Consider the following 24,138-nt stretch of genomic DNA (forward strand, 5'->3'; position numbering starts at 1 on the left):
CTGATGAGCTGGGCCGAGCAGCAGTTATCCGGTCGGGAACCGGCCGAGGCGTGGAGGGCGGTAAGACCGAATCATCCCCCGGATGAGCCGGCACGCCCAATGAGACGCGAAACTCACGCCATAGCCTGAAAGGCTTGGCGGGAGTAGTTCATTGGCTCTCCATCCCTGTGGCGGGAGTAGTGATCTACCGGCTACGCACCCGTTTGGGGGCCACCAGCCTGGAGGGATTCCTCGTTAGTCGCTATGGCCGGGCCGCCGCCCTCGCCTTCTCCGTGGCGGTGCTCATCCGGCTGTATAACGAGATCTGGAGCAATACCGCCGTGGTGGGCGGCTATTTCGGCGCCCCGGGGAGCACGGCCTATATCGGCGCGGCGGTGGCCTTCACACTGGTCACCCTGGCCTACAGCATCAAAGGGGGATTGCGCGGTTCCATCGTCACCGACGTCGCCCAGGCACTGATCTTCGTGGGGTTGGTATTGGTATTGGCAGTGTGGGTGATCCCCGAGCACGGTGCCGCGCGGCTGCTCGCCAGCGGCGACTGGCGGCTCGATGCCGGCCTCGATCTCCTGCTGGTGGCGGCGCTACAGCTGTTCAGCTATCCGTTCCACGACCCCGTGCTTACCGACCGCGGTTTCCTCGCCCGCGTGCGCGCCATGCTGGCCTCGTTCGTTCTCGCCGGGGTCTTGGGGTTCGTCGCCATCGCCGCCTTCGGACTGATCGGGGTGCATGCCAGCCTAGAGGGGCTCGTGGGCGACGGCAACGTCCCCGCGGTGGTGGCACAGTCCATGGGTCTGGGGGCCTTCTTCGTGATGAGTGTGGTGATGATGAGCTCCACGGGATCCACCCTGGATTCCACCTTCACCTCCCTGGCCCGCAGCCTCGGGCGTGATCTCCCGCGCCTGCGCGGCGGCAGCGCCAGCGTCCGCGTCGGCGTTCTGGTGATGGTGGCCTTCGCGGTGCTGGGCAATCTGCCCATGATCGCCGGCACCGACATCCTCAAGGCCACCACCATCAGCGGCACTATGGTCGTCGGGCTGGCCCCAGTCTTCCTCTTCCACGGCACCCGGCGTCATCCGCTGAACTTCCACCTCAGCTTCTGGACGGGGCTCGCCTTGGGCCTGTTGCATGCCGCAGGTCAAGTCCCCCCATGGGCACGCATCGGCGAAGGCGACTATGCCGATCTGCTGGGCGTCAACGCCTGGGGACTGGCCCTGTGCACCCTGCTCTTCTGGTTGCCCGTAGGGCACCGGGGGCGTGTGCAATGATCCCGGGCCGGCCTTCATGCTGGATGAGGCCCTCGGAGACGGCGCGGCGGCAGGGAGCGGCATCCGGGTCAAGACGTAGGTATCGCTCCGAATAGCCCACCCTCGTCGTGCTCCCTAGAGTGGGCGTGCAAACCAGGCCATCAGGGAGCGCAGCGATGCAGCACCGACTCGCCGTCCTAACGGCGGCCGTTCTCCTGGGAATCACCGGCGCAGGGCACGCCGGGCAACCCCCCGCCATGGACACACTCTTCGAGCCCTACGCCCAGCTGCTCGAGCGCCATCTCGAAGAGTATGACCTCGACGGCGGCGGGCTGGTCTCCGCCTTCGACTACGACGGCGCCCTCGCCTATGACTGGTCCCTGAACCGTCCCGAGAACTTTCCGGAAATCAATGAGTGACAACCATGAGTCAACGCAAGATCCTGATTCTCGCCGTCATCGCAGGCCTGGTCGGGGCCTTCTTCGCCCTAGACCTCGGTCAATACCTGCGCCTGGAGTACCTGCAGTCCCAGCGCGCCGCCTTTGAGGCCGTCTATGCGGAGCATCCCCTGTCCACCGTAGCGGTGTTCTTCCTCGGCTACGTGACGGTCACCGCGCTCTCGCTACCCGGGGCAGCCATCATGACCCTGGCGGCGGGCGCGTTGTTCGGCCTGGCCACGGGCACGATACTGGTCTCCTTCGCCTCCACCATCGGTGCCACCCTCGCCTTCCTCGTGGCGCGGGTGCTGCTACGGGAGATGGTGCAACGTCGCTTCGGGGCGAGCCTGAAGCGCATCAACAAGGGCATCGAACGCGACGGCGCCTTCTATCTCTTCGGCCTGCGATTGGTGCCGGCGTTTCCGTTCTTCGTCATCAATCTGGTCATGGGCCTTACGCCCATGCGCACCTGGACGTTCTTTTGGGTCAGCCAGGTGGGCATGCTCGCGGGTACGGTGGTCTACGTGAACGCGGGCACCCAGCTGGCGAGCCTGCAATCCCTCGGCGGGCTGCTCTCGCCCTCGCTGATCGCCTCGTTCACCGCGCTGGGCCTGTTCCCGCTGGCCGCCCGCAAGCTGTTGCAGACCCTACAGGCGCGCAAGGCCCTTCGTGGCTGGGAGCGGCCGGCGTCCTTCGACCGAGATCTCGTCGTCATCGGCGCGGGCTCCGGCGGGCTGGTCAGCGCCTACATCGGCGCGGCGGTCAACGCCAAGGTCAGCCTCGTCGAGAAGAACGAGATGGGCGGTGACTGCCTGAACACAGGCTGCGTGCCTTCCAAGGCATTGCTGCGCTCGGCACGGTTCATCGACCAGGCCCGCCGGTCCCGGGAGTTCGGCATCCGTAGCACCAGCGTAGAGTTCGATTTCAGCGAGATCATGGAGCGAGTGCAGGGGGTCATCCGGCAGGTGGCCCCCCACGATTCGGTGGAGCGATTCGAGGGCCTGGGCGTCGACGTGATCCAGGGCGAGGCGGAGATCACCTCACCGTATACGGTGGAGGTCGGCGGGCGAACGCTGACCACCCGTCACATCATCGTGGCCACCGGCGCGCGCCCCTTCGTCCCGCCCATCGAAGGGCTGCGGGGCAGCGACTACCTCACCTCGAACAGCGTCTGGGGGTTGCGCGAGCTGCCAGAGCGCCTGGTGGTCCTCGGCGGCGGGCCTATAGGCTCAGAGCTCACCCAGGCCTTCGCGCGTCTTGGCAGCCGGGTCACCCAGGTGGAACGCGGCCCGCGGCTGATGCCCCGGGAGGATCCGGAGGCCGCGGCGCAGGTCATGGCCCGCTTCGCCGAGGAGGGCGTGGACGTCCGCGTAAACACCAATGCCGTGCGGGTCATCGATCACGACGGCGGCCGGGCCCTGGTGGTCGAGCATGCCGACGGCGAGGAGGCCATCCCCTTCGACCGGGTGCTCATCGCCGTGGGTCGGCGCGCCAATACCGAGGGCTTCGGTCTCGAGGCCCTCGGCATCCCCACCACGGAGCGGGGCACCATCCAGGTCAATGACTACCTCCAGACCCGCTATCCCAATATCTACGCGGTGGGCGACGTAGCCGGGCCCTTTCAGTTCACCCATTCCGCCGCCCATCAGGCCTGGCACGCCACGGTGAACGCCTTGTTCGGGACCTTCCGCCGTTTCCGCGTCGACTACTCGGCGCTGCCGTGGACCACGTTCACCGAGCCCGAGGTCGCCCGTGTGGGCCTCAACGAGCAGGACGCCGGAGCCCAGGGCATCGACTACGAGGTCACCACTTACGACCTCTCGGATCTCGACCGGGCCATCGCCGACGGCGAGGCCCGCGGGCTGGTGAAGGTGCTCACCGTACCCGGCAAGGACCGGATCCTGGGCGCCACCATTGTCGGCGATCACGCCGGCGAGCTGATCAGCGAGTACGTCACCGCTATACGCCATGGCTTGGGGATGAACAAGATCCTCTCCACCATCCACGTCTATCCCACCCTGGCAGAGGCCAACAAGTTCGCCGCCGGGGAGTGGAAGAAGGCGCACGCGCCGGAGCGGGTCCTCGCCTGGTTGGAGCGCTACCACGCCTGGCGTCGGGGACGGCCCCTTCGAGGCGCTCAGGAGGCACCGGAGGCGGGGCGCTGAGGCCTCACTCGGCGAGCCAGCGTACGGGGCCATACCAGGCCTCCGTGCGCTGGCCGGTGTCGTCGCAGTCGGTCATGATCGCCAGCGCGTCCACGGTATCCACCTCCCGATCGTGGTAGCGGCGGAAGTCCTTCTGGACGTTGCGCCGCTCCATGACCCAGCCATCCTCCCCGGCGCCCGAGCGCACCGCGATCATCCGCGCCTGTTCGGCATAGGCGTTCGGCCAGTCGGCGCCCTCTGGCATCGCGGAGCTCCAGACGTAGTTCAGCGCCCGGGTGCGCCAGCGCAGCAGGGTATGCTCGTCGACCACGTAGAGCCGGGCCGGGTAGTCGTCACCGGCGCGCCGGGTTTCATCCACGCCCTCCAGGACCTCCTCCACGCGCCAGCGCCATTCCAGTATCGGGGTCTCGGTGAGGTCGATCCCGCCGCGGAAAAACAGCCCGGAGGCGGTGCCCTGTTCGCAAATGGCCTGGACCGCCGGCGCTCCGTCCTTCTCCACCAGCCGATACGTCGTCTCGCCGGTGAAGGAATGGTGCGACCACTGGAGGATATCCGCGGGTTCAAAGACCTGCTCCCCGGCGGCGGCCGTGCAGGCCACCGCCGCCAATAAAACAGCACCACCAGTGCTCAGCACTTGTCGCATCGGAACGATTCACACGGCCCGCGATACGTCACCGATCAAATATCGAACTGAATGCCTTGAGCCAGGGGCAAGGCCGTACCGTAGTTGATGGTATTGGTGGCCCGGCGCATGTAGTTCTTCCAGGCGTCGGAACCGGTCTCGCGGCCGCCCCCGGTGTCTTTCTCGCCACCGAAGGCGCCGCCGATCTCGGCCCCGGAGGTACCGATATTGACGTTGACGATACCGCAGTCCGAACCCGCCGCGGAGAGGAAACGCTCCGCCTCGCGCAGATCCTCGGTGAAAATCGCCGAGGAGAAGCCCTGGGGCACGCCGTTGTTGATGGCGATGGCCTCGTCGAGGGTGTCGTAGGTCATCACCCAGAGGATGGGCGCGAAGGTCTCCTCCTGGACGATGGGGGCATCGGCGGGGATGCGCACGATGGCCGGCTCGACGTAGACACCACCGGCGGGCACGCCCTCGGTGCGCCGGGCGCCACCACAAACCACCTGGCCGCCCTGCTCCCGGGCCGCCTCCAGGGCGCGCTGCATGCTGTCATAGGCATGCTCGCCGATGAGCGGCCCCACCAGCACGCCCTCCTCGCGGGGGTCACCGATGGGCAGGCTCTGGTAGGCGGTCTTGAGTTGGGCGGTGAACTCGTCGGCGATGCTGCTGTGGAGGATCAACCGCCGCAGGGTGGTGCAGCGCTGGCCCGCGGTGCCGGCGGCGGCGAATACCGAGCCCTTCAGCGCCAGTTCCCGATCCGCCGACGGTGCGACCACGATGGCGTTATTGCCGCCGAGCTCCAGCACCGTGCGGCCGAGCCGCGCGGCCACCGTCTGGGAAACCTTCCGCCCCATGGGCACGGAACCGGTGGCGGAGATCAGCGGCAGGCGCCGGTCCGCCGCCAAGGCCTGGCCGACGTCTGCGCGGCCGATGATGACGCTGGAGAGCTCGCGGGGTACTTCCGGGTCGTCCATGCGCTCTATGGCCGCCTGCACCACGTTGTGGCAGGCGAAGGCGGACAACGGCCCCTGCTCCGAGGGCTTCCACACCAGGCTGTCGCCGCAGACCAGGGCAAGCATGGCGTTCCAGGCCCAGGGGGCCATGGGGAAGTTGAAGGCGGTAATGATGCCCACCGGCCCCAGCGGATGCCACTGCTCCATCATGCGGTGGTCGGGGCGCTCGCTGGCGATGGTCAGCCCGTAGAGCTGGCGGGACAGGCCCACCGCGAAGTCGCAGACGTCGATCCACTCCTGGACCTCGCCGAGGGCCTCCTGGGTGGTCTTGCCCGCCTCCAGGGTGATCATGCGGGCGAGCTCGTGGTGGCGCTCCCGGGTGATCTCGCCGATCAGGCGCACCAGCTCGCCGCGGCGCGGGGCGGGCACGGTTCGCCAGGCGCGGAACGCCTCAGTGGCCCGTTCCGTCAGCTCCTCCAGCATCTCCGGCGTGCCGGTGGCCACGCTGGCCAGGTTGGCGCCATCGATGGGGCAGGTCACCGCCAGGGGGGCCCCGCCACCGGCAAGCGGCTCGGTGCCGCAGATGGCGGCCGGCGCGGAACCGCCGGCGAGCAGCCGGTCGAGGCCGAGGGTCTTGAAGTTGGGATCGGTCATGGCTCTTGTCCTATGGGTCGATGGCTCAGACGACGTTGAGCTCGCGCACCAGCCGGCCCTCGGCGAGCCGCTCGAAGGCGAACTCACCGAGGTCCAGGGTACGTGGCGCCCCGTGGGTGATCAGCTCGCTGATGTAGCGGCCCACCGCCGGGGACTGCTGCAGCCCGTGGCCGCTGAAGCCGTTGGCGAAGTAGAAGTTCCCGACCTCGGGATGGGGCCCGAGGACGGCGTTGTGATCGGCGGTGTTCACCGCATAGTGCCCCGCCCAGGCGGGACCGGGGCGCAGCGCCTCGAAGGCGGGCACCCGGTGGGCGAGCGTCGGCCAGATGACCTCCTCGAAGAGCTCATGGTCGACGATGTAATCGTCACAGTCCGGGTCCTCCTCGGGGCCCACCCCGCAGATATAGCGGTCGCCCTCGGGACGAAAATAGACCCCACTGGGGTCCACCGTCAGCGGGCAATGCCCCGGCGGACCGTCGGCCTGGAAAACGAACACGCAGCGCTTGCGCGGTCGCACCGGCAGCTCCGGGACGTCGGCCATGGCGGCCACCGCCGCCGCCCGGGGCCCGGCGGCATTGACGAGCGCGCCACAGATGATACGCCCGCCGTCGGCGAGGGTCACCGCGGTGATCCGCGCCCCCTCGCGCTGCAGGCTCGTCACTTCGCCGTCGATGTAGGTGACACCGAGGGCGCGGGCCTTGCGCCGGAAGGCGCGCAACAGGGAATACGGGTCGAGCCAGCCCTCGCCACGGAGCCCGAAGCCACCGCCGGCGAGATCGTCCACGTGCAGCCAGGGGAAACGCTCGGCGAGCTCGACCGGTTCCAGCAATGCGATCTCAGCACCGAGGCCGGTCTGCAGCCGATGGTTGCGCTCCAGCACGTCGCGGCCGGCATCGCTGGCCAGGAACAGGTAGCCATTCTCGACGAAGTCCACCACCGGCACCTCGCCATCCACGGCGAGATAGTCGCCGATGTTGTGCAGGAACGCGGAGCCAAATTGCGAGATCCGGATGTTGGTCTCGGTGGAGAACTGGTGGCGGATCCCACCGGCGGATAGCGCCGTCGAGCAGCCCTGGTAGCTAGGATCGCGCTCGACCACCGCCACGCTGCCGTCGAAATCCGGGTCCAGGCCCAGGAAGCAGGCGATGGAGCTACCGATCACGCCCCCGCCGACGATCACCACATCAAAACGTTGTTCCGACATATGGACCCATTATGTAAGACGGGGCCCCACGGGGCCCCTTTATCCATAGTGGTACCGGCGCGCGGCACCGGCGCAATCACTCCATTTCGTAAGGCACGAGCTCGCCGTCCTGGTAGATCCGCCGCAGGTAGCTCTCGTCGACCTGCATGCCATCGTCGTCCAGGGTCTTGTCGCCGGTGACGCCCTCGTAGGGCTCGGAGACCGCCTGGAGCTGGTCACGGATGGCCTCGGAGCTGGCCTCACCGGCGGCGTTGATGGCCAGGGCGGTGAGGATGCCCGCGTCGTAGGCGTAGGCGCCGAAGGCCGTGGTCGGGGCCTCACCGAACTCCGCCTCGTAGGGCTGGGCGTAGTTGTTCTGATAGAACTCACCCTCGACACCGACCACCAGGCCCTTGATGCCTTCAGCGATCTGCGGGGTCTCCTTGACCTCGTTGGCCCAGAGGGTCATGTAGCCGGCATACCACCCATGGGGCAGCTCAATGCCGCTCTGGTAGGCCTGCTCCAGGATCAGCCGCGCGTCGGTGCCGTAGGCCACGTAGAACGCCGCCTCCGGATCCTCGGAGACCACCCGGCGCAGGTCGGGACGATAATCCGACTTACCCTGCTCGTAGCGCACCGTGGTCACGCACTCCCCGCCGAGGTCCTCCTCGAGGGCCTTGCAAGTCTGGATCTCCATGCCCACGCCGAAGGGGTTGTTGGCCACGATGCTGCCGAAGCGCTCGGCCCCCGAATCCTCCCGGGCGAACTCGGCCACACCTTGGCCCATGAGGTGATCGAGACCCATCATGTCGAAAAAGTACGGGCCGATGTCACGGAGCTTCGGCGAGGTGGAGGCGGAGACGATTTGGACGACCTCGTTCTTATTGGTGAACTCGCCGGTAGGCACGGCCACGCCACTGGAGAGCACGCCGAGGACAACCGGCACTTCGTCGACGTTAACCAGCTTCCGGGCGGCGTCCAGCGCCGAGGCGGGCCGGGACTCGTTATCCTCCACGATGAGCTCGATCTCGCCGCCGAGCTGCTCCGGGCCCACGGTCACCGTCGAGCCGTCCTTCATTGGGACGTCATAGCCCTCGTTGATACGCTTGGTGGCGAGCTGGATCCCCCGGAGGATGTCCTCGCCCTGGACCGCATTGCGCCCGGTCAGGGGAACGATCACCCCCACCTTGATGGCCTCGCCCTCCTGGGCATGCACCGGAGCACTCGCCCCGAAGAGCAGCGCCGCCGAGGCGGTCACCGCTGCCACCGTGCTGATGAGTCGTTTCATGGCTCTCTCTCCCTCCCGTTTCATCGGGTTTCTCTCAATGGTCGGCCCGCCGGGCACCCCGCGGGATCACTCCTCGCCGGTACCCAGATAGGCCTCGCGGATCTTCTCGTCGTGGAGGATGGCTTGGGCGGCCCCCTCGAAGGCTTTGCGGCCGTCGGCCATCACCACCCCCCGATCCGAGATACGCAGCGAGCGGTCGGCGTTCTGCTCGACGATGATCACCGTCCGGCCCTGGGCGTTGATCTCGCTGACCTTGGCGAAGACCTCGTCGGCGATCTTCGGTGACAACGCCGCCGACGGCTCGTCGAGCAGCAGTAGCTGCGGCTCGGTCATCAATGCCCGGGCGAAGGCGAGCATCTGCCGCTCGCCGCCGCTCATGGTGCGCACCCGCTGGCGTCGGCGCTCGGCGAGCCGCGGGAAACGCTCGAACTGTAGATCCATGCGTTCGCGCAGCAGCGACTTGTCCTTCGCGAAGGTATAGCCGCCCATCACCAGGTTTTCCTCCACCGTGAGCGTGGGGAAGACGTTGTCGAGCTGGGGGACGAAGGCGATACCCTTGGTGACCCGGACGTGGGCCGGCAGCGTCGTCACCGCCTCGCCGTTGAAACGCACCTCTCCGGCGGTGGGGATGAGATAGCCCATCAGCGCCTTGAGCAGGGTGGACTTGCCGGCCCCGTTCGGCCCGATGATAGTGGCCAACTCGCCCTCGACCACGCTCAGGCTGACGTCGTGGAGGATCTGAGTATCGCCATAGCCGGCGCATACCCCCTCGACCTCGAGAACCGGCGCTCGCTGTTGCTCCGTCATGCGTCCTCCACATCGCCGCCCGCGGCCAAATAGGCCTGCAGGACCTCCTCGCGGGCGAGCACGTCATCCGGCGCACCCTCGGCGAGCACCTGCCCCATGTCGAGCACGCAGATGCGGTCGCACAGGCGCCGGACGACGCCCATGTTGTGCTCGATGATGAAGAAGCTGTGTCCCGCCTCCCGCAGCCGGAATATCACGTCCACGATGTCGTCGATGAGCCGCGGGTTGACCCCGGCCACCGGCTCGTCGAGGAGGATCAACCGGGGCTCCGCCATGAGGATCTGCACCAACGCCAGCAGCTTCTTCTGCCCGCCGGAGAGGCTGCCGGCGAACTCGTCGGCGTGGTGGTGCAGATTGACCATCTCCAGCAGCTCCCAGGCGCGCTGCAGGTTGGCCGCCTCCTCGCGGCGCACCGCCATGGGGTGCAAAGCGCCACGGAGCACCTGCTCGCCGGTCTGCTGCTTGGCCCCGAGGAGCATATTCTCCATCACCGTCATGCGCGCGGGATTCAGCGTGATCTGGAAGGTCCGGCACAGTCCCGCGCGGGCAATACGGTGGGGCGGCTCGGCCTGGATCTCGCGGCCGTCGAAGACGATCCGCCCCGAGGTGGGCCGGAGGAAGCCCGAGATGATGTTCACCAGGGTCGTCTTGCCCGAGCCGTTGGGCCCGATGAGGCCAAAGATCCGCCCCTCGTCCATGCCCACGGTGACATCCTGCAGGGCGACCAGGCCGCCGAAGCGCTTGTGGACGTTCTCAACGCTCAGCAGCATGACCCGCTCCATAACGCCGACGCCGCTCGGGGATCAGTCCCCGCGGCAGGTAGAGGATGACCACGATGATCAGCACGCCGATAAGCACCATGCGCAGCGACGCCACCAGCCCCGAATATTCGTCCCCGAAGCCGATGAACCGTGTGGAATTGTAGATGGCCTGGATGATCACGGCCCCGGCGAGCGCACCCAGGTGATTGCCCGGTCCGCCGAGGATCACCATCGCCCAGATGAGGAAGGTCTCCAGGGGCAGGAAGTACGTCGGGTCGATGAAGCCGATGAAGTGGGCGAACAGCGCCCCACCGAGGCCCGCCACCGCCCCGCCAATGGCCATCGCCCAGATCCGGGCGACACGCACGTCCTTGCCCAGGGCCTGGGCGACCTCGTCGCTCTCGCGCACGGCCTTGAGCACCCGGCCGTAGGGCGAGCGGCTCACCCAGGCGACCAACAGGTAGCAGACCAGTACCGACGCGAGCACCAGGCCCAGGTAGAACAGATCGAACGCACCACCGCTGAGCACGTCCTGCATCGGGCTGGGGATGCCGGTCAGGCCGTAGGATCCACCGGTGTAGTCGTCTCCCAGATTGGTGTTGAGGAAGACCACGCGGGCGAGCTCCGCCGCCGCAATCGTGACGATGGCCCAGTAATCCTGGCGCAGATCCCCAATGGGCAGGGCCATGAGCACGCCGAACAGCGCGCCGGCGAGGATGCCTACCAAGAACGCCGCGGCGATGGGCCAGCCGAAGAGCACCGAGCAGATCGCCGAGGCATAGGCACCGACCATGAAGAAGCCCACCTGGCCGAGATTCACCAGGCCGGTCTGGCCGTACTGCAGGCTGAGACTGAGGCTCATCACGCCGTAGATGCCGGCCATGGTGAGCAGGTAGACGAGATACGCGGTCATGAGCGTCGCCCCCCGAGCAGGCCCTGGGGCCGCAGCAGCAGCATAATGATGAGCAGCGTGAACGGGATGGCCGGCTTGAACCCTACGGGGATGAACACGTACTCGGCATCCACCATGCCGAACAGCGAGAACAGCGCCCCCCAGTTGATGGCAAGGCCCACGTTCTCGGCGAAACCGACCACGGCCGCGCCCAGCACGGCGCCGTAGGGGTTGCCGATCCCCCCGAGGATTGCGGCGGCGAACACCGGCAGCATGATCTCATAGCCCATGTTCGGCTGGATCTGCGTGGCCAGCCCCAAGGTGATGCCGCCCAGGGCCGCCAGCGCCGCCCCGATGAACCACACCACCCGGATCACTCGCTCGGTGTAGATACCACTCGCCTCTGACAGCGAGGGGTTGTCAGCGGTGGCGCGCATGGCAATGCCGAGGGTGGTGCGGTTGAGCATCAGGTGCAGGGCGAGCATGGCCACCACCGCCACGGCAATGATCGCCGCATTGTCCGGGCTGATGCGCCCGTCACCGATCACCCAGGGGCGGACCAGCGGCAGGGGGAAGCTGTGGGGGCTCGCCCCCCAAATCGCCTGGGCGGTATAGCGCAACACGATGCCGACGCCGAAGGAGGTGATCATCAGCAGGATGGGTGAGCCGGTGCGCAGCCGGGAGAACACGAGCCGGTCCGAGGCCACGCCGAGCAGGCCCACCACCACCATGGCGAACACCGCACCGACGACGATGCTGAACGCCGGACCCAGCGGCAGTGATACGCTGATGGCCAGGGCCAGGAAGGCCCCTACTGTGCCGAAATCCACGTGGGCGAAGCTCGGGAAGCGCAGGACGTCGTAGACCATGGTCAGCCCGACCGCGAGCAGCGCCAGCTCCGAGGTGCGTATCAGGCTGTCGATGAGTATCTGGATCACTGACCCTCCCTTCTAATGCTCGTTATCGTAGGGGCCGCACCGTTTCCGGGGCCAATGGATACCCCATGCCGTTCCCAAATGCAATGCCGCCCCGCAGCGCCCGGGGCCGTAATCCGGGCACCCCGTCAGTCGCGCGTCAGGCGACGGAGAGATAGCGCTCCTGGAGTTCCGGATGCTCGCGAAGCTCGGCGGTGGTACCCGCGTAGGCCACCTCGCCCTTCTCGAGGATGTAGGCCCGCTGGGCGTGGCGCAACGCGAAGGGGACACTCTGATCGGTGAACAGCATGGTGGTGGTGGCCGCGAGCTCGTCGATGAGCGCACCGATCTGCTGAACGATCACCGGGGCGAGGCCCTCATTGGGCTCGTCGAGCAACAGCAGCCGCGGCTCGGTGACCAGCGCGCGGGCGATGGCCAGCATCTGCTGCTGGCCGCCGGAGAGCGTGGCGCCGTCCTGGTTGCGCAGCTCGGCGAGCATGGGATACGCCTCCAGGACCCGTTCCGGGCTCCAGCGCCGCTGCCCGCTCTCCGGGCGGCGGTTCATCGCCACCTCCAGGTTCTCGTAGACCGTCAGCCCGGGGAAAATCCGCCGGTCCTCGGGCACCAGGGCGATCCCCCGCCGGGCAATCCAATGGGCAGGCCGGCCGGTGATGTCCTGATCCTCGAAGACCACCCGACCACGACGGGGCGGCGTCAGTCCGATGACACTCTTCAGCGTCGTGCTCTTGCCGGCGCCGTTGCGCCCGAGCAGGCAGACCACCTCACCGGCGTCCACCTCCAGGCTCACGCCCTGCAGGGCGTGACTCTCGCCATAGTAGGTGTGGATCCCCTCCACGCGCAGCATCACGAGGCCGCCTCCCCCTCCGTCACTTCCTCGCCCAGATAGGCCTTGCGGACCTCCGGGTCACCCCGGATCTCCTCCGGGGTGCCCTCGGCCAGGCGCTGGCCGCGGTGCATCACCATGATCCGGTCAGCCAGGTCGAAGACCACGCTCATGTCGTGTTCGGTGATCAGGAAGGTGTACTCGCCGGTCTCCGCCAATCCGGCCACCAGCCGAGTGACGTTGCGGGTCTCCTCCGGGGTCATGCCGGCGGTGGGCTCGTCCAACAGCACCAAGCTCGGCCGCGTCGCCAGTACGATGGCGATCTCGAGCAACCGTTTATCGCCGTAGCTCAAAATCCCGGCACGGGTTTCGGCGAGCTCCTCCAACCCCAGGCGGGTCAGCACGGCCTCCGCTTCCTCGCGAATTGCCCGATCACGGGCGGCGAAGCGGAACATCGACAGCGACTTGCGGTGCAGCGCCAGCAGCGCCACCTCCACATTCTGGCGGGCGCTCAACTCCTGGAAGACATTGTTGATCTGGAACGAGCGCGAGATGCCCAGCCGGCTGATCCGGTGCGGGGGCCAACCGGTAATGTCCTCGCCGCGATAGTGGATGCTGCCCTGGGTGGGACGCATGCGCCCCGAGATCATGTTGTAGAAGGTGGTCTTGCCGGCGCCATTGGGCCCGATCAGCGCCACCGTCTCCCGGGGCTGCACCTCCAGGCTCACGCCATCGACGGCGCGCACGCCACCGAAGGATTTGCCGAGATCGCGTATGGAAAGGATGGGCTCCGTCATCTTCCAAGTATCCGATCCAGGGCGGTACCGAGCAGCCCGCGGCGGAAGAACATCACCATCAGCGCCAGGATGATGCCGAGGAAGAGCATCCAGTGGTCGGTGTAGCTAGTGATCCAGGTCTCCAGCAGCACGAACACAGCGGCCCCGAAGAAGGGGCCGAGGAAATACGCCGAGCCACCGAGGATGGTCATGAGCACCGGCTCCGCGGACTGGCTCCAGTGGATCACGTCCGGGCTTGCCACCCGGTTGAACGGGGCGAACAGCGCACCGGCCAACCCGGCGAACAGACCGGCGATGGTGAAGGCGATGAGGCGGTAGCGGCGCTCGTTGATCCCGCAGAAGGACACCCGCTCCGGGTTCTCGCTGATCGCACGCAGCATCAGCCCGAACGGCGACTTGGTGATGAGATAGAGCACCGCCGCGGCGATCAGCACACAGACCAGCACGACATAGTAGTAGACCGTCGGGTTGGCTAGGGTGACATCCAGTCCCAGTCCGAACTCGCCGACGCGAAAGCCGGTAATGCCATCGCTGCCGTTGGTCACGCTGCGCCACTGGTGGGCCACCGAGTAGACCATCATCCCGAACGCCAGCGTGAGCATGGCGAAGTACACCTCGTTCAGGCGCACGCAGAAGAAGCCAATGACCGCAGCGAGCATCATGCCAGTGGCCATGGACGCCAGCATGGCCCAGAACAACGGCACCTGAAGGTGCAGCAGCAGCATGGCGGTGGTGTAGGTGCCCATGCCGAAGAAGGCGGCATGGCCGAAGGACAGCATCCCCGTGTAGCCGAATACCAGATTGAAGCTCGCCGCGAACAGGCCCATGACCAGGATCTCGGTGGCGACGAAGATGTAGAAAAACGGCACACCGTAGGGCAGCGCGAACAGGCCAGCGAGGACCAGCGCCAGCACGGCGCCGAGGAGAATCCGTGCGCTCATGCCCGGGCACCCCCGCCCATCAGTCCCTGGGGCCGAAGCAGCAGGACCAGCGCCATGCCGATGTACGGCAGCACCAGGTTGATCTCCGGGACGAAGCGCCCGCCGAAGCCATGGATCAACCCGAGGATCATGGCCCCGAGGAAGGTCCCCGGGAAGCTGCCGAGCCCGCCGATCACCACCACGATGAACGATTCGATGATGATCTTGTCGCCCATGGCCGGCCCGATAGCGCGCATGGGCGCGGCGACTACGCCGCCCACCGCGGCGATCCAGGCACCGAAAGCAAACACCCCGGTGATCATCAGGGGCACGTTGATACCAACGGCCTGCGCCATGTCCCGGTCGATGGCGGCGGCGCGCACAGTCCGCCCGAGCCGGGTGCGGGTAAACAGCAGCCACAGCCCGAGGATCATGGCGATGCCCACCGCGATCACGAACAGCCCGTAGACCGGGTAGCTCGCATCGAACACCGGCACCGTCCCCTCCAGCAGCGGCGGCGGATCCACCACGTGAATCGACGAGCCCCAGATCATGCGTACCGCCTCATCGATGACCAGCAACAGCGCGAAGGTCAGCAGCAGGCTGTCGGTAATGTGGCGGTCATAGACATAGCGCAATGCCAGCCGTTCGATGACGATGGCCACCGCCGCCACCAGCAGTGGGGCGACGATCAGCGATGGCCAGAACGGCAGGCCGAGGATGCCCACGATGGTGTAGGTGAAATACGCCCCAAGCATGTACAGCGCGCCATGGGCGAAGTTGATCACGTGGAGCACACCGAAGATGATGTTCAGCCCCACGGCGATCACGAACAGCAGCAGCGCGATATCCAGGCTGTTGAGCAGGGCCGCGACGAAACTCTGCATGGGATGGCTCCGGCGCCGCCCCCGCAGGGGCGGCGCGCACCGCTCCTAGAGGTTACAGCCGGTGTCAGCGACGTCCGGGGTGACCAGCTCACCGTCGAAGGTCCGCATGGGATCGAGCATGCGCACCCCGTACTCCTCGCTCACCGCCGAGGTCACGCCCCAGGTGGGCCCGACCACCGCCTGGTGATCCCCCTCGCGGAGGGTAAGCTCGCCGTTGGGCGCCTGGAAGGTGAGACCGGAGAGGGCATCGGTCACCGCCTCCGGATCGGTGGTGCCGGCCTTCTCCATCGCCGCCTTGTACGCATGGATGCCCGCATAGGCACCGGCGGCGTTATAGCTCGGCGGCGCGCCGTAGCGCTCCATGTGGGTACGCACCAAGTGGTCGTTCATGGGGTTGTCGTGGGCATCGAACCAGTAGCGTGTGCCCACCCACACCCCCTCGGGCATCTGTTCGCCCAGCGCCGAGAGTACCTCGGTGGCACCACCCAGGGTCATCAGCACCTCGAAGTCCTGCTCGAAGAAACCGAGGTTATTCGCCTGACGGATGAAGTTCACCAGATCACCGCCCCATAGCGACACCAGCACCCCGTCCGGCTCGGCATCCATTACGTTGTTGATAAAGGGCGTGAAGTCCTCATTGCCGAAGCGCGGGAAGGCGGTGTTCTCCATCAGCTCCACCTCCGAATCCAGTTCCTGGAGGTAATCGCCGAAGAATTCCCAGGACTGGTGGCCGAAGGCGTAGTCCGGGCCCAGGGTGGTCCAGCGCTTGGCCCCGGTCTCGGCGGCGATCTCGGCGGCCGCCTTGGTGTTCTGGCTGATGTTGACGCTCAGCCGATAGGTATAGCGGTTACAGAGCTTGCCGGTGACATCCGGCGTGGCGGCGTGGGTGATCAGGAACGGCCGCTGCAGCTCGGGGACGACCGGGACCACGCCCGTGGCCACACCGGAGCTGTCCAGGCCCATCAGGCCATCCACCTGCTCCTGGTAGACCAGCTTGCGGGCCGCCTGGATGGCGGCGTCCGCCTTGATTTGGCTGTCCTCGAGGAGGAACTCCACATCCCGGCCGAGGATGCCGCCACCCTCGTTGATCTCGTCCACCGCGATCTCCATGCCCTGGCGTGCGAACTCGCCGTAGACCGCCGGCGTGCCGGACATGATGTAGATCGCACCGAGGCGCACCGGATCTTCCTGGGCCTGGACGCCAGCGGCGACCCCGAGGGACAGGCACAGCGCGCTCACCGCCGCGCCCATCCGACGCAAAGCGAAACGTCGATTCATGGTCTTCTCCTCCTCGCGGATTCGTTATCGTGTGCCTATCATCAAACCACCATCGGGGTTGTCAAACAAGGTGGCCTCTTGCGCGCAACAACTCAGACAATTGCCAAGGGGAACCCCAACCGGTATTCCCGGTCCCCTTGCCATGGGCCCTCTGCACAGGCGACGCCGCAGCGGCCCGTCTGGTTGGTTTATAGTAGGCAACAATGCCTGAATCCAGCGAAAATCGCCGCCGGGCGCTCGTCGAGGCCGAGTCCCTGGGCCCGCCCCAAGGCCTGGTCGAGCTGCTGACCCGGCTGCTGGCGCTGACCGAGGAACGGCAGAGGGTCTCGGTACGCGACATGCTCGGCGTCGTCGGTCAGCGCTCCTTCGCGCCGTTGCTGCTGCTCGCCGGGCTCATCGCCACCTCCCCGCTCAGCGGGATCTTTGGCGTACCCACCCTCACCGGGGTCATCGTGCTCCTCGTCGCGCTACAGCTGCTGGCCGGCCGTGAGCATATCTGGCTGCCGGAGTGGATCCTCTCCCGCCGCTTTCCCGCCCGGAGCACCCGACGGGCCCTGCGCGCTGTGCGCCGGCCCGCTGCCTGGATCGACCAGCTGCTGCGTCCGCGGCTGACGGTGCTCACCGCCGGGACCGGCAATCGCGTCACCGCGACCGCCTGCGTGCTGATCGCCATCTCCATGCCACCGCTGGAGCTGATGCCCTTCGCCGCCACCTCGGCCGGCGTGCTGATCACCCTGCTGGCGCTGGCCATCATCGCCGACGACGGCCTGCTGGCGTTGGTCGCCCTCGCACTGATGGCGCTGATCCCGGGGGCGGTGGCGACACTCGCGGCCCAGAGCTGAACACGGGCCGTTCCCGGAACCGGAGGGGGCGGAATTGGAAAACGGGAATCTCTTCTACGATCTGCCACAGCAACTCGACGCGGAGCGCTTTGATGCCCTCGTCAGCGGCGGCGGGACCATGATCGAGCGCATCGTTTCCACCGGCCAGACCACGCCCCCTGGTCAATGGTATGACCAGGAACGCGCCGAGTGGGTGGTGGTGTTACGCGGCTCAGCGGGGCTTCGCTTCGAAGGCGAAGATCGCCCGTGGGTCCTGACCCCCGGCGACTGGATGCTCATCCCGGCCCACCGGCGCCACCGCGTGGAATGGACCCATCCGGATCAGCCCACGGTCTGGCTTGCCGTTCACTTCGAGGCCGCACCGCCAGCGTGACGTCAACCACGCGTTGCTACGACGGGACAACACCGGCGACAACGGATAGTATTTCCGGCATGCCACCTGGCAGATGCAGAGCACATCTCCATGCCTGAGCGGGCTACGCCCATCGACGGCCGCTTCGATTTCGAGCCCCGCTACGTCGACGTTCTCGGCTCGCGCATGGCGTACGTGGACGTCGGTCAGGGCGACCCGCTGGTATTCCTCCACGGCAACCCCACCTCCTCGTACCTGTGGCGCAACATCCTCCCCTATCTCACGCCCCATGGCCGCTGTATCGCGCTCGACCTCGTCGGCATGGGCCGCTCCGGCAAGCCCGATATCGGCTATCGCTTCTTCGATCAGTACGCCTATTTCGAGGCGTTCATGGAGACGCTCGGAGTCGCGCCCGCCACCCTGGTCGCCCACGACTGGGGCGGTTCCATCGCCTTCAACTACCTGCGCCATCATCCCGACCGGGTGCGGGCCCTCGCCTTCATGGAGGTGATGCTCCATCCGCTGGAGTGGAGGGACTTCCCCGCCCGTTATCGCCCGGGCTTCCGGATGATGCGTACGCCCGGGCTCGGCTGGCTGATGCTGAGCGCCGCCAATCTGTTCGTGGAGCTGGTGCTGCCGATGGCGACACTCCGCCGCCTGAGCCCCGAAGAAAAGACCTACTACCGTGCACCGTTCCGCAGCATCGCCAGCCGCCGGCCGATCCGGCAATGGCCGCGGGAGATCCCCGTGGGCGGCCATCCGGCCGACGTCCATGCCGCCTTCGAGGCCATCACTGCCACCCTGCAATCGAGCCCAGTGCCGAAACTGCTCCTGCACGGAGAGCCAGGCCTTCTGGTAGGCACGCGCACACTCGCGTGGGCGCGCGCGAATCTCCAAGCCTTGGAAACCGAGCACGTCGGGCCGGGGCTACATTACCTCCCGGAGGATCAGCCCCACCGGATCGGCCAAGCCCTCGCCGGCTGGTATCGACGGATGCTGGCAACGAGCCGAGCCGGCAACCACCACTGAGCCGCATGCAGGCGCTAACCACCCAACGCTTCGTCCCAGCGCCGCGCCTTCGTCCAACTCGGCAGGGCCACGACCATGGCCGGGATTGCCCGTACCCGAAGACCGTTCCCAGTCATCACGTAATGTGATCGACCTATCATGTGAATTCGTTTCCCTAATCGCCCTTTGCCCCCCATTCTCACCGGCGTAACGCCACTTCAGGGATAACGGAGGTGATGAATGCGGAACGACGCGGTGGTAAGGGGCCTGATGGCTGGGGTGTTCACGATCCCGCTCTGGAGTGCGCTGCCGCTGCTGCGCTCGCTGGCGCAGCTGCCGCCCATGCAGGTGGCCGCCATCGCCCTTACCACCGCGGCCGTGCTGAGCACCGCGGCGACCCGGTTGTGGGCACGCTGATCACCTCCACCTGCCGGCCCCCCGGCTCGCCCTCGCGGCTATTGGCGTGGTGGGCGGGGCCGTGGTTGCCAGCGGCGGGTGGCCCGCAATACCTCGCCCCCCTGTGCGCAAGCGCGCCGCCTGAACCTCTGAGCAGAGAAGGCGGGCCGCGAGCCGGCATCGAAACCGGCCCGGCGATGAACGCCGGCGCAACTTATCGCGGCAGCACCAGATCCTGCGCGAGCACACCCGCCCGGCGACGCAGCGCCTCGGTAATCAGCCGGCGGTGACAACGGCTGGGGTCGCGCTCGTAGCAGAGGAGGCACGGGGTCTCGTCGCGCACGAGGTCGACCAGCTCGGCAAGGGCCTGCCGGGCCGCGTCGGTCTCGAGGCGTTGCTGGTACAGGCGCTCGAAGGTGGCCATGTCACCGGCCTTCGCCGCGTCCTGCGCCGGCCGAGGGGTGCCCAGCTCCGGCCAACTCTCATAGCGTATCCCGTGCTCGTCCATAGTGGCGGCGAGATGCTTCAAGGCGAACTCACGCCGCCGCGAATGGGGGCTCAGCCGCACGTCCACGAGCACGCTTACGCCTGCGTGCTCCAGCGTCGCCACAAAGTTCTCCAGCGACGCCCGCTCATAGCCAATGGTGAATAACCGGCTCATCCCATTCCACCTCACTGCCCGCGGCGTCTCTGCCAATACGGCCACCAATATTGCTTCACCGACGCACGTAGCGGGAACAATACCTGGAGTGGGGAATTGCTGCGGCCTTGCCATTGATGGCAGGCCGCAGCAAGACACCGGCGAACGGACGGTTGGCACCGGAATACGTAGTGCACCGTACTCACCCCGGGGACCACGGCTGCTAGCGTTCTCGCCAAGGGCCACTGATCCTGACCCTGAGCATCACCCGAGGAGGAGCGACGCCATGAGCAAACGCATAACAGCCGCGGCGCTATCGGCGGCCGCCGGGCTGGCGATCGCCGGCTGCACCATGCCCGGATACGGCGGCGATGGCGGCGAAGCCACCGCCGGCACACAGCCGTCGTTCGGCGGCCCCGACAGCATTGCCTACGCCGAGGAGCTCTGGAGCGCCATGCAGAAGGCCGACTTGGTCGGCGTCAACAGCATCATGTCGACCCCCTACGAGGGACAGCATCCCCACGGCGCCGTACTTGACACCATCGAGCGGCCCATGACCCTCAATGGCCACAGGGGCCATGTGATCGTGAAACGCAATTACGGCGGCGACGGCGTGAGCGAAACGGCAGTGGCCAACAATCCGGACGAGTGGTTGAAGTCGGTTACCGTAATGTTCCGGCGCGAGGCGGGCTACGATCCGGATAACGGCAACTGGTTCTGGGCCAAATACCTGCCCGACGGTAGCCTGGACCGCAATCCCAAGGACATGCAGCTAGCCGGCCGGGTGGCCAAGGGCAGCGACCAGGGTTGTATCGCCTGCCATCAGGCGGCACCGGGCGAGGATCTGGTCTTCAATCACGACCGTTTCTAGGGACACCCCCCGGGAAATGCGCCGGACGGGCCGCATCCCGCGGATGTGGCCCGCCTTACGTGGTCAGGCTGCACGCCAGGACTGGCACCAGCCCTTCGCATTCACCCGGTTCTCGGGGAAGATCACGCATCCGCCAGCATCGGCGGAATCGCGCTCGCCCTTGAAGAAGGTGCAATTGCGGCAGAACGCATTGCCCTCGCGTTGATCCGCGGGCGCCTCCGAGGCATCCGCGTGATAATTCAACCGCTCGGCGGCCGGGTCGTCCGGCGAGAGCAACGGCTTGCCGTCGGCGGCGCGGGCCGGAGATAGCCGGACCAGGCCCGCAAGGGGCACTGCCACCGCGGCAGCGGCCGAGGTACGCAACAGCAGACGACGACGCCTGTCGAGTTTCCCTGTGTACATCGCTCCTCCTCAATGCTCGCGTGATCCCTGCAATCGGGCAGGAACGATGATGGCGTCGGCACACGCTCGCGGGCTATACGCGTTTCCGGCTACCAACGTAGGGGCCGCCCCGCCGGTGCGGGGCGGCTTTCCCGGAATTGCCGGCAGGCGGCGCGCTTACTCCGCGAGCTCCTCCAGCTGGCCGCTGGCCGCCTGCTGCAGCACCCGGGGGGTGAAGCTGTCGGCGGTCAGTTTGGGCGTGTTCAGCTTATTGCTGACGATATCGATATAGGTCGCCCGCTCGCGCTGGAAGTCGATGGCCTGGGTGTGGATGAACCCGAGCCCCGGTGCGCCGTTGCCAGCGGTGATCGGCCCGTACGACTGGCGCCACATCCGCCAGAACTCACCCTTTTTGTCATAGATCTCGCTGTGATAGATCAACGGATAGTCGGTGTCCATGTACAAAACCTTCTTGCCGTAGGGGTGCTCCTCCGGCGGCGTGGCTTCGATAACAAACACCTCCTGGGGCCGCCAGGTGACGTTGATGGGGTTCCAGTACGGCGGCTCCATGGCGACCTCGTCCTCGAGGGGATTCGCCTCGTTGGGGTTGTGGGCGTCGGTAACGGTGAGGATATGGCGCCGGCCGACCACCTCCCACTCCGGGTACCAGAGGGGATAGGCGTTCACCGCCTGGTTGTCATCATTGAGCAGGTCCATCTTCGGCTGTGGATCCATCCACGACTTACCACCGGCCACGCGGCGCGTCCGACGGATGGATTTGACGTAGACCCAGGCATCGTCCGCCTTGCCGGTGTTGTACTGCTTGGTGAAGATGCCGAGGCCCGCGACGTCGTAGGGCTCGGTGAGCACCAGTAGGTAGTTGGCGTGCTCGTCCCCGCTACCGAGGTCCACCGGCTCGCCGGTGGTCCGACCCTCCATGAGCATCTTGGCGCTCACCGCGGTGAAGCGGTCGATCACCCCGGAGTCCGCCTCCATCACCCGGGTATCACCGATGGCGATCCAGTTGTCGCCCATGATGGGATTGGCGTAGTAGTGGTTCCAGGCGAGCTTGTAGCCGGCATGGGGGTCCTCCTCGGAGACATCCGGGAAGGGGACCCCCGCAACGTAACCCTCTACCTTTTTCGTCTCGGAATCCAGCGTGGCCTCTCCCGCATGCGCCGCGGTAGCCTCGAAGTATGCCGGATCGAGCTCCGGCTCCTTCGTCTTGCCGAGCTCCATCGTCAGCCCGTAGTCACGGACCCACATCTCGAAGCGCTCGGTGAGCATCTCCCCGATGGGGATGCCATCCAGGGTCTGGTCCTTGAGCGTATCGAGGTTATCGGCGCTGAGCACTGTTGCCTCGGCCACCTCTTCGGCACTGGCGGCACTGGGGGCGCCGGCCAGCGCACCAGCTGTGGCGGTCAGCAACGCCGCGGACGCGATCCTTCGGTTGCGTGTAATCGTCATTACGAATCCTCCCGGAGCCGTCAGAACTGATAAGTGATGCGGGTATAGAACTGGTCGGCGCCATCGAAGGAACCGAACAGGCTGTTGCCGCCGTTGCTGCCCTGGTGGCGGCCGCCGTAGAAGAGATCCAGCTCGTGCTTGATTCGCCAGTGGCGGCCGACCTGCCACTCCAGTGAGGGCACGATCACCCCGCCGCCGTTGCTGGCGTCGTGGACCACCACCAGCTGTCCGGTGATGGTGTCATGGCGGTACGGGAGCGTGAGGATGCCGGTCAGCCAGGTGGTGTGCTCGTCCTTGGTGCTGCCGAAGGCGTTACGCACCGCATCCGGGTCGGAACGGTCCTGGCTGTGCCCCTCCAGGTAGGTGTTGAACGCCTGCAGGCTCAGGGTGCTGGCGTTGCTGGTGCCGAGCGTGTCCTGCAGGCGCAGGCTGGTATCGAGGCCGAGCATCAACCGGTAGGTGTCGTGCTCGGTGACGCCCAGGTTGAAGTTGTTGTAGGGCTGATCCGGGATATAGGCGAGCTCGGCGCGGTAGACGCTGTCGATGGCGGGGATATAGCCGCTCAGCGTACCGCCGAAGATGTCGATCTCCGGATAGATGAAGGCCCGCCCCATAGGCGCGTCCGCGCGGTCGCTCGGGTACAGCACCGGGTCCTGGGCCTGGGTGTGGTAGTAGTTCAGGCTATAGGAGATGCCGTCGTACTCGCCGAACGCGCCCGACCAGCGCAGGCCGTAGTGGGGGTCGTCCGTGTCGCCCTCATCGTGGTGGTACTCGATGGGGAACAGCGTGCCCTGGGTGTTGAACCCGCGGTTGCCCTTGCCCGCCCAGCGGCCGCCGAAGAGGTCATAGGTGTTGCCCACATCGGAGCCGCGGTCCCAGCCGGGGCGGAAGAGTAGCTGCAGCTCCCCGGTGAGCTCGGGGATACGGATGTTGGCGTTGGCCAGGGTCAACGGTTTGCGCCATTCCTCGTTCTCGGGCTCGAGGAACGAACGCCAGGACTGGTCGTAACCGTGGACCACATCCATGGCCTGGAAGAAGTCCGTCTCGCCCCAGACCACCTGCTGCTTACCCAGGCGCAGGAACACCCGGTCACTGGGGTTGAGGTCCACGTAGAACTCGCGCAGATCGGTCTCGTTGAGCTCATCCTGGAAATCCGCCCTTGTGCCGGTCTCGGCGGTCCGGTCTTCGAGTCGGTCCAGGTAATCGGTCATTACCTCGCGGCTCGCCCGGCCGATGGCGGTCACCCGTCCCGGCCCCACATCGCCACGTGCCTGCAGCAGCAGCGTGGTCCGCGCCATGGACAGATCGCCCTCGTCGTTGGCCTCGGTCTCGGGCACGTCGTCGAGGTTCCAGCTCAGATACTGGCGGACGTAGCCGTTGACGTCGAAGCCACCGATCTCCGCCGCCGCGACGGCATCGGTGAGCCCCAAGGACAGCGGCAGCACCGCCCCCGCCAGGGTCGGGGTCAACCCCCTCCTGAATGCCTTGCGCATATTGCCTCCCGTGTGGGTTTGTCGTCGTTGTTAACGGGC

At 66.7% G+C, this 24,138-nt stretch carries 25 protein-coding genes; 8 read left to right on the forward strand and 17 right to left on the reverse strand.

Annotation, left to right across the window (positions count from 1 at the left end; translation table 11 throughout):
- The first annotated feature begins 179 nt into the window (after positions 1-179).
- The 3 genes from ACQ754_RS15555 to ACQ754_RS15565 all read left to right on the forward strand — a co-directional run bounded on the left by ACQ754_RS15555 (position 180) and on the right by ACQ754_RS15565 (position 3,846).
- Positions 180-1,265: a sodium:solute symporter gene (locus tag ACQ754_RS15555; protein ID WP_440997964.1), complete on the forward strand. Its 1,086-nt coding sequence runs from the start codon at positions 180-182 to the stop codon at positions 1,263-1,265.
- Positions 1,266-1,420: 155 nt separating this feature from the next.
- Positions 1,421-1,663, forward strand: coding sequence for a hypothetical protein (locus ACQ754_RS15560; RefSeq protein ID WP_440997965.1), 243 nt, complete (start codon positions 1,421-1,423; stop codon positions 1,661-1,663).
- Between the two features lie 5 nt (positions 1,664-1,668).
- Complete coding sequence (locus ACQ754_RS15565) at positions 1,669-3,846, forward strand: FAD-dependent oxidoreductase (protein WP_440997966.1); 2,178 nt, start codon at positions 1,669-1,671, stop codon at positions 3,844-3,846.
- Positions 3,847-3,850: 4 nt separating this feature from the next.
- Here the strand turns inward: ACQ754_RS15565 and ACQ754_RS15570 are convergent, their stop codons facing one another.
- From ACQ754_RS15570 to ACQ754_RS15630, 13 genes are all read right to left on the reverse strand, one after another.
- The gene (locus tag ACQ754_RS15570; RefSeq protein ID WP_440997967.1) at positions 3,851-4,489 is read right to left on the reverse strand and encodes a DUF3047 domain-containing protein; all 639 of its coding nucleotides are present in this window, start codon (positions 4,487-4,489) and stop codon (positions 3,851-3,853) included.
- Between the two features lie 35 nt (positions 4,490-4,524).
- The gene (gene amaB, locus ACQ754_RS15575; RefSeq protein WP_440997968.1) at positions 4,525-6,078 is read right to left on the reverse strand and encodes an L-piperidine-6-carboxylate dehydrogenase; all 1,554 of its coding nucleotides are present in this window, start codon (positions 6,076-6,078) and stop codon (positions 4,525-4,527) included.
- A gap of 25 nt (positions 6,079-6,103) precedes the next feature.
- On the reverse strand, positions 6,104-7,282 hold the full coding sequence (locus tag ACQ754_RS15580; RefSeq protein ID WP_440997969.1) for an NAD(P)/FAD-dependent oxidoreductase: 1,179 nt from the start codon (positions 7,280-7,282) through the stop codon (positions 6,104-6,106).
- Positions 7,283-7,358: 76 nt separating this feature from the next.
- Positions 7,359-8,549, reverse strand: a complete 1,191-nt coding sequence (locus tag ACQ754_RS15585; protein WP_440997970.1) for an ABC transporter substrate-binding protein — start codon at positions 8,547-8,549, stop codon at positions 7,359-7,361.
- Positions 8,550-8,615: 66 nt separating this feature from the next.
- On the reverse strand, positions 8,616-9,356 hold the full coding sequence (locus ACQ754_RS15590; RefSeq protein WP_440997971.1) for an ABC transporter ATP-binding protein: 741 nt from the start codon (positions 9,354-9,356) through the stop codon (positions 8,616-8,618).
- A complete protein-coding gene (locus ACQ754_RS15595; RefSeq protein WP_440997972.1) occupies positions 9,353-10,126 on the reverse strand; it encodes an ABC transporter ATP-binding protein in 774 nt (257 codons plus the stop codon). The genes ACQ754_RS15590 and ACQ754_RS15595 overlap by 4 nt, the downstream gene beginning before the upstream one ends.
- Positions 10,110-11,030 (reverse strand): branched-chain amino acid ABC transporter permease, encoded by a 921-nt coding sequence (locus ACQ754_RS15600; RefSeq protein WP_440997973.1) that lies wholly within the window; start codon positions 11,028-11,030, stop codon positions 10,110-10,112. Before ACQ754_RS15600 ends, ACQ754_RS15595 begins: the two co-directional genes overlap by 17 nt.
- Complete coding sequence (locus tag ACQ754_RS15605; protein WP_440997974.1) at positions 11,027-11,947, reverse strand: branched-chain amino acid ABC transporter permease; 921 nt, start codon at positions 11,945-11,947, stop codon at positions 11,027-11,029. The genes ACQ754_RS15600 and ACQ754_RS15605 overlap by 4 nt, the downstream gene beginning before the upstream one ends.
- Positions 11,948-12,083: 136 nt before the next feature.
- Positions 12,084-12,788 carry an ABC transporter ATP-binding protein gene (locus tag ACQ754_RS15610; RefSeq protein ID WP_440997975.1) on the reverse strand — a complete coding sequence of 235 codons (705 nt, stop codon included), beginning with the start codon at positions 12,786-12,788 and terminating at the stop codon, positions 12,084-12,086.
- Positions 12,788-13,564 (reverse strand): ABC transporter ATP-binding protein, encoded by a 777-nt coding sequence (locus ACQ754_RS15615; RefSeq protein ID WP_440997976.1) that lies wholly within the window; start codon positions 13,562-13,564, stop codon positions 12,788-12,790. The genes ACQ754_RS15610 and ACQ754_RS15615 overlap by 1 nt, the downstream gene beginning before the upstream one ends.
- Positions 13,561-14,505, reverse strand: a complete 945-nt coding sequence (locus tag ACQ754_RS15620) for a branched-chain amino acid ABC transporter permease (RefSeq protein WP_440997977.1) — start codon at positions 14,503-14,505, stop codon at positions 13,561-13,563. The genes ACQ754_RS15615 and ACQ754_RS15620 overlap by 4 nt, the downstream gene beginning before the upstream one ends.
- Positions 14,502-15,371 carry a branched-chain amino acid ABC transporter permease gene (locus ACQ754_RS15625; RefSeq protein ID WP_440997978.1) on the reverse strand — a complete coding sequence of 290 codons (870 nt, stop codon included), beginning with the start codon at positions 15,369-15,371 and terminating at the stop codon, positions 14,502-14,504. The genes ACQ754_RS15620 and ACQ754_RS15625 overlap by 4 nt, the downstream gene beginning before the upstream one ends.
- Positions 15,372-15,416: 45 nt before the next feature.
- Positions 15,417-16,649, reverse strand: coding sequence for an ABC transporter substrate-binding protein (locus ACQ754_RS15630; RefSeq protein WP_440997979.1), 1,233 nt, complete (start codon positions 16,647-16,649; stop codon positions 15,417-15,419).
- Between the two features lie 203 nt (positions 16,650-16,852).
- Here ACQ754_RS15630 and ACQ754_RS15635 point away from each other — a divergent pair, with 203 nt between their 5' ends.
- The 4 genes from ACQ754_RS15635 to ACQ754_RS15650 all read left to right on the forward strand — a co-directional run bounded on the left by ACQ754_RS15635 (position 16,853) and on the right by ACQ754_RS15650 (position 19,268).
- Positions 16,853-17,491 (forward strand): exopolysaccharide biosynthesis protein, encoded by a 639-nt coding sequence (locus tag ACQ754_RS15635; protein ID WP_440997980.1) that lies wholly within the window; start codon positions 16,853-16,855, stop codon positions 17,489-17,491.
- Positions 17,492-17,525: 34 nt separating this feature from the next.
- Entirely contained in the window at positions 17,526-17,864 is a 339-nt protein-coding gene (locus ACQ754_RS15640) for a cupin domain-containing protein (RefSeq protein WP_440997981.1), read from the forward strand.
- Positions 17,865-17,954: 90 nt separating this feature from the next.
- Positions 17,955-18,872, forward strand: a complete 918-nt coding sequence (locus ACQ754_RS15645) for a haloalkane dehalogenase (protein ID WP_440997982.1) — start codon at positions 17,955-17,957, stop codon at positions 18,870-18,872.
- A gap of 219 nt (positions 18,873-19,091) precedes the next feature.
- On the forward strand, positions 19,092-19,268 hold the full coding sequence (locus tag ACQ754_RS15650; RefSeq protein ID WP_440997983.1) for a hypothetical protein: 177 nt from the start codon (positions 19,092-19,094) through the stop codon (positions 19,266-19,268).
- A 193-nt stretch (positions 19,269-19,461) separates the two neighbouring features.
- On the opposite strand, the gene ACQ754_RS15655 is transcribed toward ACQ754_RS15650, so the two are convergent.
- The gene (locus ACQ754_RS15655; protein ID WP_440997984.1) at positions 19,462-19,908 is read right to left on the reverse strand and encodes a DUF488 domain-containing protein; all 447 of its coding nucleotides are present in this window, start codon (positions 19,906-19,908) and stop codon (positions 19,462-19,464) included.
- 265 nt (positions 19,909-20,173) lie between these two features.
- Between ACQ754_RS15655 and ACQ754_RS15660 the strand changes: the two genes are divergently transcribed.
- A complete protein-coding gene (locus ACQ754_RS15660; RefSeq protein ID WP_440997985.1) occupies positions 20,174-20,758 on the forward strand; it encodes a cytochrome P460 family protein in 585 nt (194 codons plus the stop codon).
- Positions 20,759-20,821: 63 nt separating this feature from the next.
- Here ACQ754_RS15660 and ACQ754_RS15665 read toward each other — a convergent pair whose 3' ends face one another.
- The 3 genes from ACQ754_RS15665 to ACQ754_RS15675 all read right to left on the reverse strand — a co-directional run bounded on the left by ACQ754_RS15665 (position 20,822) and on the right by ACQ754_RS15675 (position 24,099).
- On the reverse strand, positions 20,822-21,160 hold the full coding sequence (locus ACQ754_RS15665) for a high-potential iron-sulfur protein (RefSeq protein ID WP_440997986.1): 339 nt from the start codon (positions 21,158-21,160) through the stop codon (positions 20,822-20,824).
- A 156-nt stretch (positions 21,161-21,316) separates the two neighbouring features.
- Positions 21,317-22,606, reverse strand: coding sequence for a DUF1329 domain-containing protein (locus ACQ754_RS15670; protein ID WP_440997987.1), 1,290 nt, complete (start codon positions 22,604-22,606; stop codon positions 21,317-21,319).
- 20 nt (positions 22,607-22,626) lie between these two features.
- Complete coding sequence (locus ACQ754_RS15675; RefSeq protein WP_440997988.1) at positions 22,627-24,099, reverse strand: DUF1302 family protein; 1,473 nt, start codon at positions 24,097-24,099, stop codon at positions 22,627-22,629.
- Between the last annotated feature and the right edge of the window lie 39 nt (positions 24,100-24,138).

The organism is Arhodomonas sp. SL1, from assembly GCF_052060015.1.
GTDB lineage: Bacteria > Pseudomonadota > Gammaproteobacteria > Nitrococcales > Nitrococcaceae > Arhodomonas.

Bases quoted from the DNA above. Each gene is read 5' to 3' on its own strand.
- ACQ754_RS15560 (WP_440997965.1), top strand. From the start codon at position 1,421: ATGCAGCACCGACTCGCCGTCCTAACGGCGGCCGTTCTCCTGGGAATC.
- ACQ754_RS15565 (WP_440997966.1), top strand. From the start codon at position 1,669: ATGAGTCAACGCAAGATCCTGATTCTCGCCGTCATCGCAGGCCTGGTC.
- ACQ754_RS15570 (WP_440997967.1), bottom strand. From the start codon at position 4,489: ATGCGACAAGTGCTGAGCACTGGTGGTGCTGTTTTATTGGCGGCGGTG.
- amaB (WP_440997968.1), bottom strand. From the start codon at position 6,078: ATGACCGATCCCAACTTCAAGACCCTCGGCCTCGACCGGCTGCTCGCC.
- ACQ754_RS15580 (WP_440997969.1), bottom strand. From the start codon at position 7,282: ATGTCGGAACAACGTTTTGATGTGGTGATCGTCGGCGGGGGCGTGATC.
- ACQ754_RS15585 (WP_440997970.1), bottom strand. From the start codon at position 8,549: ATGAAACGACTCATCAGCACGGTGGCAGCGGTGACCGCCTCGGCGGCG.
- ACQ754_RS15590 (WP_440997971.1), bottom strand. From the start codon at position 9,356: ATGACGGAGCAACAGCGAGCGCCGGTTCTCGAGGTCGAGGGGGTATGC.
- ACQ754_RS15595 (WP_440997972.1), bottom strand. From the start codon at position 10,126: ATGCTGCTGAGCGTTGAGAACGTCCACAAGCGCTTCGGCGGCCTGGTC.
- ACQ754_RS15600 (WP_440997973.1), bottom strand. From the start codon at position 11,030: ATGACCGCGTATCTCGTCTACCTGCTCACCATGGCCGGCATCTACGGC.
- ACQ754_RS15610 (WP_440997975.1), bottom strand. From the start codon at position 12,788: ATGCTGCGCGTGGAGGGGATCCACACCTACTATGGCGAGAGTCACGCC.
- ACQ754_RS15615 (WP_440997976.1), bottom strand. From the start codon at position 13,564: ATGACGGAGCCCATCCTTTCCATACGCGATCTCGGCAAATCCTTCGGT.
- ACQ754_RS15620 (WP_440997977.1), bottom strand. From the start codon at position 14,505: ATGAGCGCACGGATTCTCCTCGGCGCCGTGCTGGCGCTGGTCCTCGCT.
- ACQ754_RS15625 (WP_440997978.1), bottom strand. From the start codon at position 15,371: ATGCAGAGTTTCGTCGCGGCCCTGCTCAACAGCCTGGATATCGCGCTG.
- ACQ754_RS15630 (WP_440997979.1), bottom strand. From the start codon at position 16,649: ATGAATCGACGTTTCGCTTTGCGTCGGATGGGCGCGGCGGTGAGCGCG.
- ACQ754_RS15635 (WP_440997980.1), top strand. From the start codon at position 16,853: ATGCCTGAATCCAGCGAAAATCGCCGCCGGGCGCTCGTCGAGGCCGAG.
- ACQ754_RS15645 (WP_440997982.1), top strand. From the start codon at position 17,955: ATGCCTGAGCGGGCTACGCCCATCGACGGCCGCTTCGATTTCGAGCCC.
- ACQ754_RS15650 (WP_440997983.1), top strand. From the start codon at position 19,092: ATGCGGAACGACGCGGTGGTAAGGGGCCTGATGGCTGGGGTGTTCACG.
- ACQ754_RS15655 (WP_440997984.1), bottom strand. From the start codon at position 19,908: ATGAGCCGGTTATTCACCATTGGCTATGAGCGGGCGTCGCTGGAGAAC.
- ACQ754_RS15660 (WP_440997985.1), top strand. From the start codon at position 20,174: ATGAGCAAACGCATAACAGCCGCGGCGCTATCGGCGGCCGCCGGGCTG.
- ACQ754_RS15665 (WP_440997986.1), bottom strand. From the start codon at position 21,160: ATGTACACAGGGAAACTCGACAGGCGTCGTCGTCTGCTGTTGCGTACC.
- ACQ754_RS15670 (WP_440997987.1), bottom strand. From the start codon at position 22,606: ATGACGATTACACGCAACCGAAGGATCGCGTCCGCGGCGTTGCTGACC.
- ACQ754_RS15675 (WP_440997988.1), bottom strand. From the start codon at position 24,099: ATGCGCAAGGCATTCAGGAGGGGGTTGACCCCGACCCTGGCGGGGGCG.